Here is a 14813-nt window from a genome sequence, read left to right as displayed (position 1 = left end):
GGGTAGACGTGAGGCGGACTTTTCGTGACCCGGATCGTGATCATCGGCGGCGGACCCGGCGGGTATGAGGCAGCCCTGGTGGGGGCCCAGCTCGGCGCGGAGGTGACCGTCGTCGACTGCGACGGTCTGGGCGGGGCCTCGGTCCTGACCGACTGCGTACCTTCCAAGACTCTGATCGCGACCGCCGAGGTGATGACGACCTTCGACTCCTCGTACGAGGAGCTCGGCATCGTCGTCGCGGACGACACCCCGCACATCGAGCAGGCCGCGCGCGTCGTCGGCGTGGACCTCGGCAAGGTGAACCGGCGTGTCAAGCGTCTCGCGCTCGCCCAGTCGCACGACATCACCGCCTCCGTCACCCGGGCCGGCGCCCGCGTGGTGCGCGGCCGCGGCAAGCTCGGCGGGCCGCAGGGCATCGACGGCACCCGGGACGTCATCGTCACCGCCGCCGACGGGTCCGAGACGATCCTGACCGCGGACGCCGTCCTGATCGCGACCGGCGGCACCCCGCGCGAGATCCCCGACGCCATGCCCGACGGCGAGCGGATCCTGAACTGGACCCAGGTCTACGACCTCGACGAGCTCCCCGAGGAGCTCATCGTGGTGGGCTCCGGTGTGACCGGCGCCGAGTTCGCCGGCGCGTACCAGGCCCTCGGCTCCCGGGTGACCCTCGTGTCCTCCCGCGACCGCGTGCTGCCCGGCGAGGACCCGGACGCCGCCGCCGTGCTGGAGGACGTCTTCCGGCGCCGCGGCATGAACGTCGTGGGGCGCTCGCGCGCCGAATCCGCCAAGCGGGTGGGCGACCGGGTCGAGGTCACCCTCTCCGACGGCCGCGTGCTGACCGGTACGCACTGCCTGATGGCAGTCGGCGCGATCCCCAACACCAAGAACATGAACCTGGAGGAGTCCGGGGTCCGGCTCAAGGACTCCGGGCACATCTGGACCGACAAGGTCTCGCGTACCTCCGCCCCCGGCGTGTACGCCGCCGGTGACGTCACGGGCGTCTTCGCGCTCGCGTCGGTCGCGGCGATGCAGGGCCGCATCGCGATGTACCACTTCCTCGGTGACGCGGTGGCCCCGCTGAACCTCAAGACGGTCTCCTCGAACGTCTTCACCGACCCCGAGATCGCCACCGTCGGCTACACCCAGGCGGACGTGGACGCCGGCAAGATCGACGCCCGCGTGGTGAAGCTCCCGCTGCTGCGCAACCCGCGCGCCAAGATGCAGGGCATCCGGGACGGCTTCGTGAAGCTGTTCTGCCGTCCGGGCACCGGCATCGTCGTCGGCGGTGTGGTCGTCTCCCCGCGTGCGAGCGAGCTGATCCACCCCATCTCGATCGCTGTCGACAACAACCTGACGGTCGAGCAGATCGCAAAAGCGTTCACCGTGTACCCCTCGCTCTCTGGCTCGATCGCCGAGGTGGCCCGCCAGCTGCACACGCGGAAGGCCGCCGGGGAGGCCTGATCCCGGCTAACCGCCGCATACCGTAAGGGGTTTGGGGCGGGGCGCGGATTCGTGGCGAGAAGTTCACACAACTCTCGGGCTGCGTATACCACTAGTCGCCCCGCCTTACGGACAACTTCGGTATTCCGGCGTAAAGAGCTGAAAGCAGACGGTCGTTGGGGTTACTGTCAGTTTCGTGTTCGCTGCAGAACGTCGCCAATTGATCCTCGAAATGGTGCGGGCCAACGGAGCGGTATCGCTCCGGGAGCTCGCCCGCGTCGTCCAGACCTCCGAAGTGACCGTACGGCGGGACGTGCGGGCACTGGAGGCAGAAGGACTCCTCGACCGCCGGCACGGCGGTGCGGTCTTGCCGGGCGGTTTCACGCGGGAGTCCGGCTTTCCGCAAAAGTCCCATCTCGCGACGGCGGAGAAGACCGCCATTGCCGATGTCGCGGCCTCCCTCGTGGAAGAGGGCGAGGCCGTCGTCGTCGGCGCGGGCACCACGACCCAGGAGCTGGCCCGCCGGCTCGCCCGCGTGCCCGGTCTGACCGTCGTCACCAACTCGCTGCTCGTCGCCCAGGCCCTGGCCCACGCGAACCGGGTGGAGGTGGTCATGACCGGCGGCACCCTGCGCGGGTCCAACTACGCCCTCGTGGGCAGCGGAGCCGAACAGTCCCTCCAGGGGCTGCGGGTCTCCCGGGCCTTCCTGTCGGGCAGCGGTCTGACCGCCGAGCGCGGGCTGTCCACGTCCAACATGCTGTCCGCCAGCGTGGACCGGGCGCTGGTGCAGGCGGCGGCGGAGGTGGTGGTGCTGGCCGACCACACGAAGCTCGGTACCGACACCATGTTCCAGACCGTGCCCACCGATGTGATGACGCGGCTGGTGACGGACGAGCCGCCACCGCACGACGACCGGGCGGGTACGGAGCTGCAGGCGCTGGCGGACCAGGGCGTGCAGATCACCGTGGCCGGCGGGGCCGTGGCCTCCGGCGGTGTCGACGGGATGCAGGGGCGGCGGCCGCGCCGCGAGTCGCCGCTGCCGGTGCAGCGGCGGGGCGGGCCGACGGCGCAGCTGCGGAGTGCGGCCGGCGGGATGCTGGAGCCGCAGGCGGAGCGGGCCCGCGTGGCGGACATGCGGCGCCGCTAGCCGCTGCGGGCCATGTGCCGGGGCTCCGCCCCGGACCCCGCACCTCAAACGCCGGCGGGGCTGATCTTTCAGCCCCGCCGACGTTTGAGACGCGGGGGCCCGGGGGCAGAGCCCACGGAGCGCCGCCGCACATGCGAAACGGGGCCCCCGGGGCAGATGCCCCGGGAACCCCGTTCGTCGGACGTCAGTCCTTGATCTCGCAGATCGTGGCGCCCGAGGTGACGGACGCGCCGACCTCGGCGCTGAGGCCGACCACGGTGCCGGAGCGGTGCGCGTTCAGCGGCTGCTCCATCTTCATGGCTTCGAGCACGACGACCAGGTCGCCCTCGTTGACCTGCTGGCCCTCCTCGACCGCGACCTTGACGATCGTGCCCTGCATCGGGGAGGCGAGGGTGTCGCCGGAGGCGGCCGGGCCGGACTTCTTGGCCGCGCGGCGCTTCGGCTTCGCGCCACCGGCGGCGGCGGTGCGGGCCAGGGTCATGCCCAGGGACGACGGGAGCGAGACCTCAAGGCGCTTGCCGCCGACCTCGACGACCACCGTCTCGCGGCCCGGCTCGTCCTCGGTGTCCTCCGCGGCCGGGGCCGTGAACGCCGGGATCTCGTTGACGAACTCGGTCTCGATCCACCGGGTGAAGACGGTGAAGGGGCTGCCGTCCGTGGGGGCGAACGCCGGATCGGCGACGACCGCACGGTGGAAGGGGATGGCCGTGGCCATGCCCTCGATCTCGAACTCGGCGAGCGCGCGGGCGGCGCGCTGCAGGGCCTGCTCGCGGGTGGCACCCGTGACGATCAGCTTGGCCAGGAGCGAGTCCCAGGCCGGGCCGATCACGGAGCCGGACTCGACGCCCGCGTCGAGGCGGACGCCCGGGCCCGACGGCGCGGCGAACTTCGTCACCGTGCCGGGCGCCGGGAGGAAGCCGCGGCCCGGGTCCTCGCCGTTGATGCGGAACTCGATGGAGTGACCGCGCAGGACCGGGTCGCCGTAGCCGAGCTCCTCGCCGTCGGCGATGCGGAACATCTCGCGGACCAGGTCGATGCCGGAGACCTCTTCGGTGACCGGGTGCTCGACCTGGAGGCGGGTGTTGACCTCCAGGAAGGAGATCAGGCCGTCGGCGGAGACGAGGAATTCGACGGTGCCGGCGCCGACGTAGCCGGCTTCCTTCAGGATGGCCTTGGAGGCGGCGTACAGCTCCGCGTTCTGAGCCTCGGTCAGGAACGGCGCCGGGGCCTCCTCCACGAGCTTCTGGTGGCGGCGCTGGAGGGAGCAGTCACGGGTCGACACGACGACGACGTTGCCGTGCGAGTCGGCCAGGCACTGGGTCTCGACGTGGCGGGGCTTGTCGAGGTAGCGCTCGACGAAGCACTCGCCGCGGCCGAAGGCGGCGACGGCCTCACGGACGGCGGAGTCGTAGAGCTCCGGCACCTCTTCGAGGGTGCGGGCGACCTTCAGACCGCGACCGCCACCGCCGAAGGCCGCCTTGATGGCGATCGGCAGGCCGTGCTCCTTGGCGAAGGCGACGACCTCCTCGGACCCGGAGACCGGGTCCGGCGTACCGGCGACCAGCGGCGCCCCGGCGCGCTGGGCGATGTGACGGGCGGCCACCTTGTCGCCGAGGTCACGGATGGCCTGCGGCGGCGGACCGATCCAGGTCAGGCCCGCGTCGATCACGGCCTGGGCGAAGTCGGCGTTCTCGGAGAGGAAGCCGTATCCGGGATGGATGGCGTCCGCACCGGAGTCGGCTGCGGCCTGGAGGACCTTGGAGATGTCCAGGTAGCTGGCGGCCGGGGTGTCACCGCCCAACGCGAAAGCTTCGTCGGCCGCGCGGACGTGCAGAGCGTCCCGGTCCGGATCGGCGTAGACGGCTACGCTCCCGATCCCGGCGTCCCGGCAGGCCCGAGCAACGCGGACAGCGATTTCGCCACGGTTGGCGATGAGCACCTTGCGCACGATGGCTCCCTCCTTGAAACAAGCTGAGTTTAGGGACAGCCCACACGGCCTTTCGACCCTTCCCCGGTGGTGACCTTGCCCACACAGAGTGTGATGCGAGGGCCGATCCGCCGGGGAACCCTTGTGGCGCCCCAGGTCAGGGGGATCCCCGACTGCACAGTAACCCCGTCATGTATCCAAGGTCTCTGTCCCCCTGGTCAGCCGCCCCGGGTGATTCTTTGTCGAGTCCCTACGAACGGCCCACAGTTTCTTTGCGGTCGTGAGAGGAGTTGTCCCCTTGTTTACTGATTGGTAGCCCGGTCGTCCCGCAGGGCGAACAGGGACAACACCGTACCCACAGCGATGCGGCCCGCACGGGCCCGGGCGGGCGGCAGCGCGCCGGGCGTGTCCTACGGATGGACGACATCGGGACCCGCGACGGCGCGGCGGCGGTGATACCGGCGAGTTGACAACCCGGGCGGGCCGAACGGCGTCTTACGGACGGCGTGCAAACGGCGCGCGAACGGCGGCGACGAGACCACGGCGAGACGACGGCGAGACGACGGCGAGACGAGGGCGAGGCACATGGCGTTACAGGACTCCTTCCCGGAGCCCGTTCCCACCCGGTCCGACGCGGCAGAGGCCGGGTGCTGCTCACCGGCCGCCGAAGCGTGAGCGCCGGGACGAAGGCGCCCGCGGATCCGGCCGGGCGCCGGGTCCTGTCGGCGGCGCTGTTCGCGAGCGCCCCGGCGGAGGTGCTCGATTTCCTGCTGCCGCTGTGGGCGGGGTCGACGCTGGGCGCCGGGGCCTCCGTGGTCGGCGCGCTGATCGCCTTCGAGGCGGTGCTGTCGCTGATCGTGCGCCCGCTGGCCGGGGAGCTGGCCGACCGCTTCGACCAGCGGCGGGTGGCCGCGGCCGGTGCGGGTCTGTACGCCCTGTCGTTCGCGGGATACGCGCTCGCCGACTCGCTGGTGGTGGCCTTCGTCGCGGCGGGCCTGGGCGGCGCCGGCGGTGCTCTGTTCTGGGTCGCGCTGCGGGCCTGGACCGGGCAGCGGGCGCAGGACGGTGACGGCACCTCCGCGTACAGCAAGTTGCTGTCGGCGGAGGGTCAGGGCGCCTTCGTCGGCTACCTGGTGGCGTTCTCCCTGCTGGAACGCGGCGGCTACCCGCTGCTGTTCTGGCTGGGCAGCGCCGCCTGCGCGGTGGCCATGGCCTCGCTGCTGCGCGGACCCCGCCGGGAGCGGGCGGGCGCCGCGACCGGGCGCGGTGAGCGGCGGGGTGCGGCGGAGCGCCGGCTGCTGCCGCTGATGGTGGTGTCCGCGGTGACGGCCGCCGCCGAGGCGGGGCTGTGGATGCTCCTGCTGCTCCGGCTGCAGGCGGACCTGGGGCTGTCCCCGAACGAGATCGCGCTGGTCTTCGCCCCCGGCTTCGTGGTGTTCGTCCTGCTGCCGGCGCACGCGCACCACCTCACCGACCGGCTGGGCCGTACACCGGCCATGGTGGCCTCGTTCGCGGCGAGCGCGCTGTTCGCCGCGGGGCTCGCGGTGCTCTCCACACCGTCGGCCATCGCCGTCCTGTGGACCGTGGCCGCCGCCTGTTTCGCCGCGCAGATCCCGGTGGAGCAGGCGACCGTGGCCGCCGCCTCCGGGGGGCGGATCGGCCGGGCCATGGGCTTGTACGAGAGCGCCCGCCTGGCCGGTGTGGTGGCCGGTCCCCTGGTGATGGGCCTGCTCTACGAGGAGGCCGGCTGGGCGGCCGCCTGCGGGGCTGCCGCGGCCACCTCGGTCGTGGGGGCGCTCGTGGTGCCGTACGCGGTCCGCACCCTGGGCCTGGCGGAGGAGAGGAAGAAGGCCGGGCCGCGGACCGGCGGCGCGGCAGAGGACCGAGCGGACCGAGAGGGCATCGACATCGACATGGGCGGGGAGGCGGAAACGGACATGGACACGGACACGGACATGAGCGAGCGGGAAGCGGTGCGGCAGCCGTCGGCGGAGACCGTCCCCGGGCCGAAGGCCCACGCCCGCAAGGAGCGGCGGGACTGGTACGTCCACACGGCCGCGTTCGCGCTGGGGCAGCTGGTCCTGTGGGCCCTGGACTCCAGCTGGCTCGTGTGGCAGATCACGGACGGCGGCGTGCCCGACGGACAGCGCGGACCGCTGGTCTGGGTCGGCCGGATCTGGCTGACGATCTGGGTGATCGACACCATCTGGTCCTGGTCGTACACCGTCTGGCCGCGGGAGAAGAAGCCGAAGCCGTCGTCGTAGTACGGCCGTACGGCGTGCCGTGGGGCGGGAGGCGTCCGCAAGCCGGGTGTGCGGATGTCTTGCCCGCCGGGCTACCCGTTAGTAGCCTCCAGGGCGTCGAACGGGCTTGTGACACGTGGGGGGTGGGGCATCGTGCTGCGAAGACTCGTGGCCGGACTGGCTGCGATCGTGCTCGTCGTGGAAGCGGCGGCGCTCATACTCGTCCACATCGTGCTGGGCCGGACCACGGCGAACCAGTCGATGTCGATCGCGGGCAGCGATCCGGATGTCATGTCCAAGGCGACTTACGCCATGGGGGCGGGCATGGGCGCCTTCCTCGTCCTGTGCGCCGTGCTCGCCGCCGTCACCGCGCTCCGCGACCGCTCCCCGGGCCGCTTCGGCCGCGTCGTGCTCATCAGCGCCGCCGTCACCCACGGGGTGCTCGGCATCCTCTGCGTCGCCCTGGTCGGCTGGGCCGCCTTCGCGACGATGATGCTGATCCTGTGTCTCCTCGTACTGACCCTGACGTCCTACGCCGCCCGGCCCGCCCGGACCGGCGGCGGCGAGGGCGATGCGGGCGGGGACACCCCACCCCTGCCGCCACCGCCGCCGTACGGGGAGCTCAAGCCCACAAGTCCGTGATGGACACGTCCAGTTCGCCCAGCAGGGAACGCAGCAGCGGCAGCGACAGTCCGATGACGTTGCCGTGATCCCCGTCGATGCCGTCGATGAACGGCGCCGACAGACCGTCCAGGGTGAACGCCCCCGCCACGTGCAGGGGCTCCCCGCTCGCCACGTACGCCGCCACCTCCGCGTCCGTGGGCTCACCGAACCGGACCGTCGTCGACGCCGTGGCCGAGACCTGACGGCCGTCCGCCGTGTCGATCACGCAGTGCCCGGTGCGCAGCACGCCCGACCGTCCGCGCATCGACTTCCAGCGCGCGGTGGCCTCCTCGGCGTCCGCCGGCTTGCCCAGCGCCTCGCCGTCCAGCTCCAGTACCGAGTCGCAGCCGATCACCAGGGCGCCGGCGGCCTCGTCCAGCCCCGCCACGACGGCGGCCTTCGCCTCGGCCAGGGCCAGCGCCAGGGCGGCCGGCTCGTCGTGGTTCAGGGTGTCCTCGTCGAACCCGCTGACGATCACGTGCGGGGCGAGCCCAGCCTGCCGCAGCAGGTTCAGCCGGGCGGGGGAGGCGGAGGCGAGGACGAGCTTGCGCCCGGTCGTCGAGGGCTCAGGTGTCGCAGTCATGGGGGCCATCGTAGGCGCGGCCCGCACCCCCGTCACAGGGCCTAGAAGTGGCCCACACCCAGGACGTACACCACCACGAGCATGGCGATGGCGAGCACCAGGGTCAGCCGCCGGATCATCGCCTGCGCGTCGCGCATGTCCTTGGGCGGCTCGTTCTTCGGGTCGGACCAGAGCATGTCTCGATCCTGGCCCGGGAACGGGTGCGGCGCCTGAGTACGGGTACTCAGGCGCCACCGTCCGTTCACATCAAGTCGGGCTACGCGGGCCAGTACGTACGGCCCCAGGCCCGCGGCCCCGGATGCGGAACCCGGCGCCGGGCCACCCGGGCCGGCGCCGACCACTCGTCCGCGACCGGCGGAGCGCCCGACGGAGCCATGGCCAGCACCGCCGCGCGCGCTTGGACCACCGCCAGTGCGGCGGCCAGCTCCTCCGGGGTCGGGTTGCCCTTGACGACCTTGATCACCACAGAGTCCTCCTGGAGCGGCTAGAGCGGGATGTTGCCGTGCTTCTTCGGGGGCAGGGACTCCCGCTTGGTACGCAGCTGCCGCAGCCCCTTCACCACGTGCGCCCGGGTCTCGGACGGCATGGTCACCGCGTCGATGTACCCGCGCTCGGCCGCCGTGTACGGGTTGAGCAGCGCGTCCTCGTACTCGGCGATGAGCCGGGCCCGGGTCTCCTCCACATTCTCCGCCTCCGCGATGGTCCGGCGGTGCAGGATGTTCACGGCCCCCTGCGCGCCCATGACGGCGATCTGCGCGGTCGGCCAGGCCAGGTTCAGGTCCGCGCCGAGGTGCTTGGAGCCCATGACGTCGTACGCACCGCCGAAGGCCTTGCGGGTGATGACGGTGATCAGCGGAACGGTGGCCTCGGCGTACGCGTAGATCAGCTTCGCGCCGCGCCGGATGATTCCGTTGTACTCCTGGTCGGTGCCCGGAAGGAAGCCCGGGACGTCCACGAAGGTCAGCACCGGGATGTTGAAGGCGTCGCAGGTCCGCACGAACCGCGCCGCCTTCTCGGAGGCGTCGATGTCCAGGCAGCCGGCGAACTGCATCGGCTGGTTGGCGACGACACCCACCGGGTGGCCCTCGACGCGGCCGAAGCCGGTCAGGATGTTCGGCGCGAAGAGCGACTGCGTCTCCAGGAACTCCGCGTCGTCGAGCACGTGCTCGATCACGGTGTGCATGTCGTACGGCTGGTTGGCGCTGTCCGGGATCAGTGCGTCGAGCTCGCGGTCGGCGTCGGAGACCTCGGTGTCCGCCTCCTCCGGGAAGGCGGGCGGCTCGGAGAGGTTGTTCGACGGCAGGTACGCGAGCAGTGACTTCACGTACTCGATGGCGTCCTTCTCGTCGCCCGCCATGTGGTGCGCGACGCCGGACGTGCTGTTGTGCGTGCGCGCCCCGCCCAGCTCCTCGAAGCCGACGTCCTCGCCGGTGACCGTCTTGATGACGTCCGGGCCGGTGATGAACATGTGCGAGGTCTGGTCGACCATGACCGTGAAGTCGGTGATGGCCGGCGAGTACACGGCGCCGCCCGCACAGGGCCCGACGACAAGGCTGATCTGCGGGATCACGCCGGACGCGTGGACGTTGCGGCGGAAGATCTCCCCGTACATGCCCAGCGCGCTGACGCCCTCCTGGATCCGGGCGCCGCCGGAGTCGTTGATGCCGACGAGCGGGCATCCGGTCTTCAGCGCGAAGTCCATGACCTTCATGATCTTCTGGCCGTAGGTCTCGCCGAGGGCCCCGCCGAAGACGGTGAAGTCCTGCGAGAACACGGCCACCGGGCGGCCGTCCACCGTGCCGTAGCCGGTGACGACGCCGTCGCCGTAGGGCCGGGTCTTCTCCAGCCCGAAGCTGGTGGAACGGTGCCGGGCGAACTCGTCGAGCTCGACGAAGGATCCCTCGTCCAGCAGCAGGGCAACCCGCTCACGCGCCGTCAGCTTGCCCTTGGCGTGCTGCTTCTCCACGGCACGCGCGGACCCGGCGTGGGTGGCTTCGTCGATGCGGCGCTGCAGATCCGCGATCTTGCCCGCGGTGGTGTGCATGTCGATCGGCTCTGACGGATGTGACATCGGGGTCGCGGCTCCCTGCGTGGTGTCAACTGCCTGGTCAATTGATTGACTACTGCTGGCTACTGGTGCGTAGCGTATCGGCGGGCATGGCGCTCGGCAGTGCGGCGTTTGACACACCTACATTGGGTTGCATGACGCCATCAGATGCCTCAGCAGGAGCTTCCTCCGGTCGCTGGTCGAGCCTGGACCGCCCGCCCCTCAATGCCGCCGCCCTCACGCGGGCGCTCGTCACCGGGGACGGGCTGTGGACCTCCGTGGAGGTCGTCGCCAGTACCGGGTCCACCAATACCGACCTTGCCACCCGGGCGGCCGAGCTGCCCGAGGGGGCCGTGCTCGTCGCCGAGGAGCAGAGTGCCGGGCGCGGGCGGCTGGACCGGAGCTGGGTCGCGCCCGCACGGTCGGGGCTGTTCTTCTCCGTCCTGCTCAAGCCGGGCGACGCGGTCCCGCAGGAGCGGTGGGGGTGGCTGACCCTGCTGGCCGGCGTGGCCACCGCGACCGGGCTGTCCCGGGCGGCCGGCGTGGACACCGCCCTCAAGTGGCCCAACGACCTGCTGGTCAGCGTGGACGGCGAGGAGCGCAAGACCGGCGGGATCCTCGCCGAGCGGGTCGAGGACGGCGTGGTCCTCGGGATCGGGCTCAACGTCAGCCTGACCGAGGACGAGCTGCCGGTACCGGCAGCGGGGTCGCTGGCGCTGGCCAAGGCCTCCGTGACCGACCGTGACCCGCTGCTGCGGGCCGTCCTGCGGTCCCTGGAGGAGTGGTACGGGAACTGGCGCGCGGCCGGCGGCGACCCCGCCGCCAGCGGCCTCCAGGAGACCTACGCGGCGGGCTGCGCGACCCTCGGCCGCCACGTCCGCGCGGAACTGCCCGGCGGGCGCACCCTCACCGGAACGGCCGAAGCGGTGGACACCGATGGCCGCCTGGTGATCCGTACGGCCGAGGACCGGCACGAGACGGTGGGCGCGGGCGACGTCATCCACCTGCGTTCCGTGCACTGACAGGGGCGCGGGTGCCGGGTGCGGTGCCGCCCCGGGGCCGCGGCCCCGGACCCCGCACCCAGGTCGCGGGCCGGCCGGAAGTGGGGAGGGGGAGTGAGCTACGGCACACCTGCCGTATGGTTTAGGCGATCCCGGTGCTCGTGGTGATCAACCGGTTCGCAGGGCAGTGCGCACGGAATGGACAGGAGGCGGCCCTTGACCGTCGACGACCCTACGTCCAGCGCGTCCGCCGGTGGCGGCTCCGCGTCCGGCCCGGGCACCCCGATCGGCCGTGATCAGCACACTCCGCACCACGAGGTCGATCACACGGCCCAGCCGACGGCGGATCCGCTCGCCATCCGGCTGGAGCAGCTGATCCTCGGTGCCGAGCGCCGGTACACGCCCTTCCAGGCCGCCCGGAGCGCGGGCGTGTCCATGGAGCTGGCCTCGCGCTTCTGGCGGGCCATGGGCTTCGCCGACATCGGGCAGGCCCGGGCGCTCACCGAGGCCGACGTGCTGGCCCTGCGCCGGCTGGCGGGTCTGGTGGAGGCCGGGCTGCTGTCCGAGCCGATGGCCGTGCAGGTGGCGCGGTCCACCGGGCAGACCACGGCCCGGCTGGCGGAATGGCAGATCGACTCGTTCCTGGAGGGGCTGACGGAGCCGCCGGAGCCGGGCATGACCCGTACGGAGGTCACGTACCCCCTGGTGGAGCTGCTGCTCCCCGAGTTGGAGGAGTTCCTCGTCTACGTGTGGCGGCGCCAGCTGGCGGCCGCGACCGGGCGCGTGGTGCAGGTGGCCGACGACGACGAGATGGTCGACCGGCGGCTCGCGGTGGGCTTCGCCGACCTGGTGGGCTTCACGCGCCTGACGCGGCGGCTGGAGGAGGAGGAGCTCGGCGAGCTGGTCGAGTCCTTCGAGACGACCGCGGCGGACCTGGTGGCCGCGCACGGCGGCCGGCTGATCAAGACCCTCGGTGACGAGGTGCTGTACTGCGCCGACGACGCGGCGACCGCCGCGGAGATCGCGCTGCGGCTGATCGAGACGATGGAGCTCGACGCGCAGATGCCCGAGCTGCGGGTCGGGATCGCCTTCGGCACGGTCACCACCCGGATGGGCGATGTCTTCGGGACCACGGTGAACCTGGCCAGCCGGCTCACGTCCATAGCCCCCAAGGACGCGGTGCTGGTGGACGGGGCGATGGCCGAGGAGCTCTCCCGGACCGGGGCCGCTCCGGTGTCGGAGAAGGAGGCCGAGACGGCCCCCGACGAGGGGGCGTCCTACCGGTTCGCGCTGCAGCCGATGTGGCAGCGGCCGGTGCGCGGGCTCGGCGTCGTGGAGCCCTGGTCGCTGACGCGCAGGAAGCCCAAGAACCCCGCCTGACGCGACTGCGGGCCCTAGGGGGTGTCTTGCCGATCATGCCGGGCTCGCGGGGTCTGGCACCGCACCTCGCCGCGTTGTCCTCGGTCGTCGATGCTCCGCATGGACTCCCTCGTCCGCCTTGCGATGCACAGCACCAGACCCCGCTCCCTGATCCGGCCTGATCGGCAAGACACCCCCGAGCGGACGGGCGGCCCCGTGCCTCCTGCCGGCGGGCCGGGGCGCAGCCGTGCCCCGCAGCGGCTCAGCCTTGACCCGGTGGCCTCCCCGCGCACTAGAGTGCGGCGATAACGCTCGTTAACCGGGAGGGTCGCAAGCATGTCTGAGCAGCGCTTCGGAGAGTTCGTCGCGGTACGTCGGGAGGGCGACGGGCACGTCGCGGAGCTGGCGATGGACCGCCCCAAGGCGATGAACGCGGTGTCGACGGAGATGGCCCGGTCGATCGGCGCCGCCTGCGCGGCGCTCGCGGCGGACCCGTCGGTGCGGGTGGTGGTGCTGTCCTCCACCGCGGAGCGGGCCTTCTGCGTCGGGGCGGACCTCAAGGAGCGGAACTCGCTGTCGGACGCCGAGCTGGTGCGGCAGCGGCCGACCACGCGGGGGGCGTACGGGGGCGTGCTGGAGCTTCCGGTGCCGACGGTCGCGGCCGTGCACGGTTTCGCGCTGGGCGGCGGCTTCGAGCTGGCCCTGGCCTGCGACGTGATCGTCGCCGACGAGACCGCGGTGGTGGGCCTGCCCGAGGTGTCGGTGGGCGTGATCCCCGGCGGCGGAGGTACGCAGCTGCTGCCGCGCCGGGTGGGTGCGGCGCGGGCCGCCGAGCTGATCTTCACGGCGCGCCGGGTCGAGGCGGCCGAGGCGCTGTCCCTGGGGCTGGTGGACTCGTTGGTCCCGGCCGGCCAGGACAGGACCGAGGCGCTGGCGCTGGCGTCCCGGATGGCGGCGAACTCCCCGGTGGGTCTGCGGGCGGCCAAGCGTGCGCTGCGGCTGGGGCACGGGATGGACCTGGCGGCCGGTCTGGAGATCGAGGACGCGGCCTGGCGGACGGTGGCCTTCTCGGGCGACCGGGCGGAGGGCGTGGCGGCGTTCAACGAGAAGCGCAAGCCGAACTGGCCGGGGGAGTAGCCCGCCCCTGTCCGCCTGTCCGCCTGTCCGCCTGTCCGCCCGTCCGGCGGGTCCCGGGCGATGTCTCCCGAGCGGCGTCAGGCGTACCAAATCAGACAAAACTCCCTAACCTGGGGTGATGGGAGTTGACGGGCGGCTGCGAGCCGTGGTGGGACTCGCTCAGGCGATGGCCGCGGCGTGCGCGCCGCGGGACAGCGTGCGGGCGGCCGCGCGGGGGTCGCGCGTGGCGCTCGACGGCTCGTTCGCCGCGATCTCCGCGTGGGAGCGGGAGCGGGGGCGCCTGCGGGTGCTCGTGAACGAGGGCGAGCGGCGGGCGGGCGAGGAGGAGTTCCCCGAGGACGAGTCCTACCCCGTGCACGACTTCCCGGAGATCACCGAGTTCCTGCACGAGCTCTGGGTGGGCGGCGGCGGCCCGCACGCCTGGGTCGAGAGCGCCGTGGGCGACCGGCCGGGGCGGCGCGGGGAGGCCCTGCGCCGCCGCGGCCGCGGGACCTGTGTGGTCGCGCCCATCGTGCTCAGCGGCCGCGCCTGGGGCGAGCTGTACGTCGCGCGGGACGAAGGGCTGCCCGACTTCGACGAGGACGACGCCGATTTCGCCACCGTGCTCGCCGCCGTGGTCGCGGCCGGTCTCGCGCAGAACGAGCGGCTGGAGGAGGCCCGGCGGCTCGCCTTCACCGACCCGCTGACCGGGCTCGCGAACCGGCGGGCGGTCGACATGCGGCTCGACGAGGCCCTGGAGGAGCACCGGCGGACCGGGGTGGTCGTCAGCCTCGTCGTCTGCGACCTGAACGGGCTGAAGAAGGTCAACGACACCCTCGGCCACGCCATGGGCGACCGGCTCCTGGAACGGTTCGGGTCGGTCCTGAGTCTGTGCGGGGCGATGCTGCCCGGATCGCTGGTGGCCCGGCTCGGCGGCGACGAGTTCTGCCTGGTCGGGGTCGGCCCGACGGCGGACGAGATCGTGCGCGTCACCGAGGAGGTGTGCACCCGGGCGGCCGAGCTGGAGCTGGGTGAGGGGGTGGCCTGCGGCGTGGCCTCCACCGGGGACCCGATCGGGCTGGTGAAGTCCTCCCGGAGGCTGTTCCGGCTGGCGGACGCAGCCCAGTACAAGGCGAAGGCCGCGCGCTCGCCGAAGCCCGTCGTGGCGGGCCGGGACACCGCTGTGGTCCGGCTCGCGGACGCCGCGGCCGAGGAGGCCCCCGGGGAGCGGCGCCGCTTCCGCGGCCGTCAGTGAGCGGCCGCCCGTGGCGTCGGCCCGTAAGG

The 14813-nt window shown here is 72.4% G+C and carries 13 protein-coding genes; 8 read left to right on the top strand and 5 right to left on the bottom strand.

The features are described from left to right. Positions 1-24 precede the first annotated feature (24 nt). Both ACZ4YL_RS17325 and ACZ4YL_RS17320 read left to right on the top strand, forming a co-directional pair. Complete coding sequence (locus tag ACZ4YL_RS17325; protein ID WP_030012229.1) at positions 25-1464, top strand: NAD(P)H-quinone dehydrogenase; 1440 nt, start codon at positions 25-27, stop codon at positions 1462-1464. Positions 1465-1639: 175 nt separating this feature from the next. Further along, on the top strand, positions 1640-2590 hold the full coding sequence (locus ACZ4YL_RS17320) for a DeoR/GlpR family DNA-binding transcription regulator (RefSeq protein ID WP_189733088.1): 951 nt from the start codon (positions 1640-1642) through the stop codon (positions 2588-2590). A 184-nt stretch (positions 2591-2774) separates the two neighbouring features. Here the strand turns inward: ACZ4YL_RS17320 and ACZ4YL_RS17315 are convergent, their stop codons facing one another. Next, positions 2775-4538 (bottom strand): acetyl/propionyl/methylcrotonyl-CoA carboxylase subunit alpha, encoded by a 1764-nt coding sequence (locus ACZ4YL_RS17315; RefSeq protein WP_468117333.1) that lies wholly within the window; start codon positions 4536-4538, stop codon positions 2775-2777. Positions 4539-5188: 650 nt separating this feature from the next. On the opposite strand from ACZ4YL_RS17315, the gene ACZ4YL_RS17310 reads away from it, so the two are divergent. Both ACZ4YL_RS17310 and ACZ4YL_RS17305 read left to right on the top strand, forming a co-directional pair. Continuing rightward, entirely contained in the window at positions 5189-6781 is a 1593-nt protein-coding gene (locus tag ACZ4YL_RS17310; protein ID WP_468117331.1) for an MFS transporter, read from the top strand. A 132-nt stretch (positions 6782-6913) separates the two neighbouring features. Beyond that, complete coding sequence (locus ACZ4YL_RS17305; protein WP_468117329.1) at positions 6914-7402, top strand: hypothetical protein; 489 nt, start codon at positions 6914-6916, stop codon at positions 7400-7402. Here ACZ4YL_RS17305 and ACZ4YL_RS17300 read toward each other — a convergent pair. The 4 genes from ACZ4YL_RS17300 to ACZ4YL_RS17285 all read right to left on the bottom strand — a co-directional run bounded on the left by ACZ4YL_RS17300 (position 7383) and on the right by ACZ4YL_RS17285 (position 10077). Beyond that, entirely contained in the window at positions 7383-8006 is a 624-nt protein-coding gene (locus ACZ4YL_RS17300) for a Maf family protein (protein WP_382542441.1), read from the bottom strand. The two genes, ACZ4YL_RS17305 and ACZ4YL_RS17300, sit on opposite strands and share 20 nt — an antisense overlap. Positions 8007-8047: 41 nt before the next feature. Continuing rightward, entirely contained in the window at positions 8048-8182 is a 135-nt protein-coding gene (mmpB, locus tag ACZ4YL_RS17295; protein WP_266817120.1) for a morphogenic membrane protein MmpB, read from the bottom strand. An 80-nt stretch (positions 8183-8262) separates the two neighbouring features. Next, complete coding sequence (locus ACZ4YL_RS17290) at positions 8263-8469, bottom strand: acyl-CoA carboxylase epsilon subunit (RefSeq protein WP_301374521.1); 207 nt, start codon at positions 8467-8469, stop codon at positions 8263-8265. A gap of 21 nt (positions 8470-8490) precedes the next feature. Then, positions 8491-10077 (bottom strand): acyl-CoA carboxylase subunit beta, encoded by a 1587-nt coding sequence (locus ACZ4YL_RS17285; protein ID WP_468117326.1) that lies wholly within the window; start codon positions 10075-10077, stop codon positions 8491-8493. A 131-nt stretch (positions 10078-10208) separates the two neighbouring features. On the opposite strand from ACZ4YL_RS17285, the gene ACZ4YL_RS17280 reads away from it, so the two are divergent. From ACZ4YL_RS17280 to ACZ4YL_RS17265, 4 genes are all read left to right on the top strand, one after another. Continuing rightward, complete coding sequence (locus ACZ4YL_RS17280; protein ID WP_468117324.1) at positions 10209-11075, top strand: biotin--[acetyl-CoA-carboxylase] ligase; 867 nt, start codon at positions 10209-10211, stop codon at positions 11073-11075. Between the two features lie 195 nt (positions 11076-11270). Beyond that, the gene (locus ACZ4YL_RS17275; protein WP_301367019.1) at positions 11271-12434 is read left to right on the top strand and encodes an adenylate/guanylate cyclase domain-containing protein; all 1164 of its coding nucleotides are present in this window, start codon (positions 11271-11273) and stop codon (positions 12432-12434) included. A gap of 315 nt (positions 12435-12749) precedes the next feature. Next, positions 12750-13550, top strand: a complete 801-nt coding sequence (locus ACZ4YL_RS17270; RefSeq protein WP_468117322.1) for an enoyl-CoA hydratase/isomerase family protein — start codon at positions 12750-12752, stop codon at positions 13548-13550. A gap of 118 nt (positions 13551-13668) precedes the next feature. Continuing rightward, positions 13669-14784 (top strand): GGDEF domain-containing protein, encoded by a 1116-nt coding sequence (locus ACZ4YL_RS17265; RefSeq protein ID WP_468117320.1) that lies wholly within the window; start codon positions 13669-13671, stop codon positions 14782-14784. Positions 14785-14813: the final 29 nt, after the last annotated feature.

The sequence above is a fragment of the Streptomyces sp. NPDC030021 genome, assembly GCF_055574035.1.
Note: the sequence above shows the minus strand (reverse complement) of the source record. Positions and strands in the feature narration are given on the sequence as shown.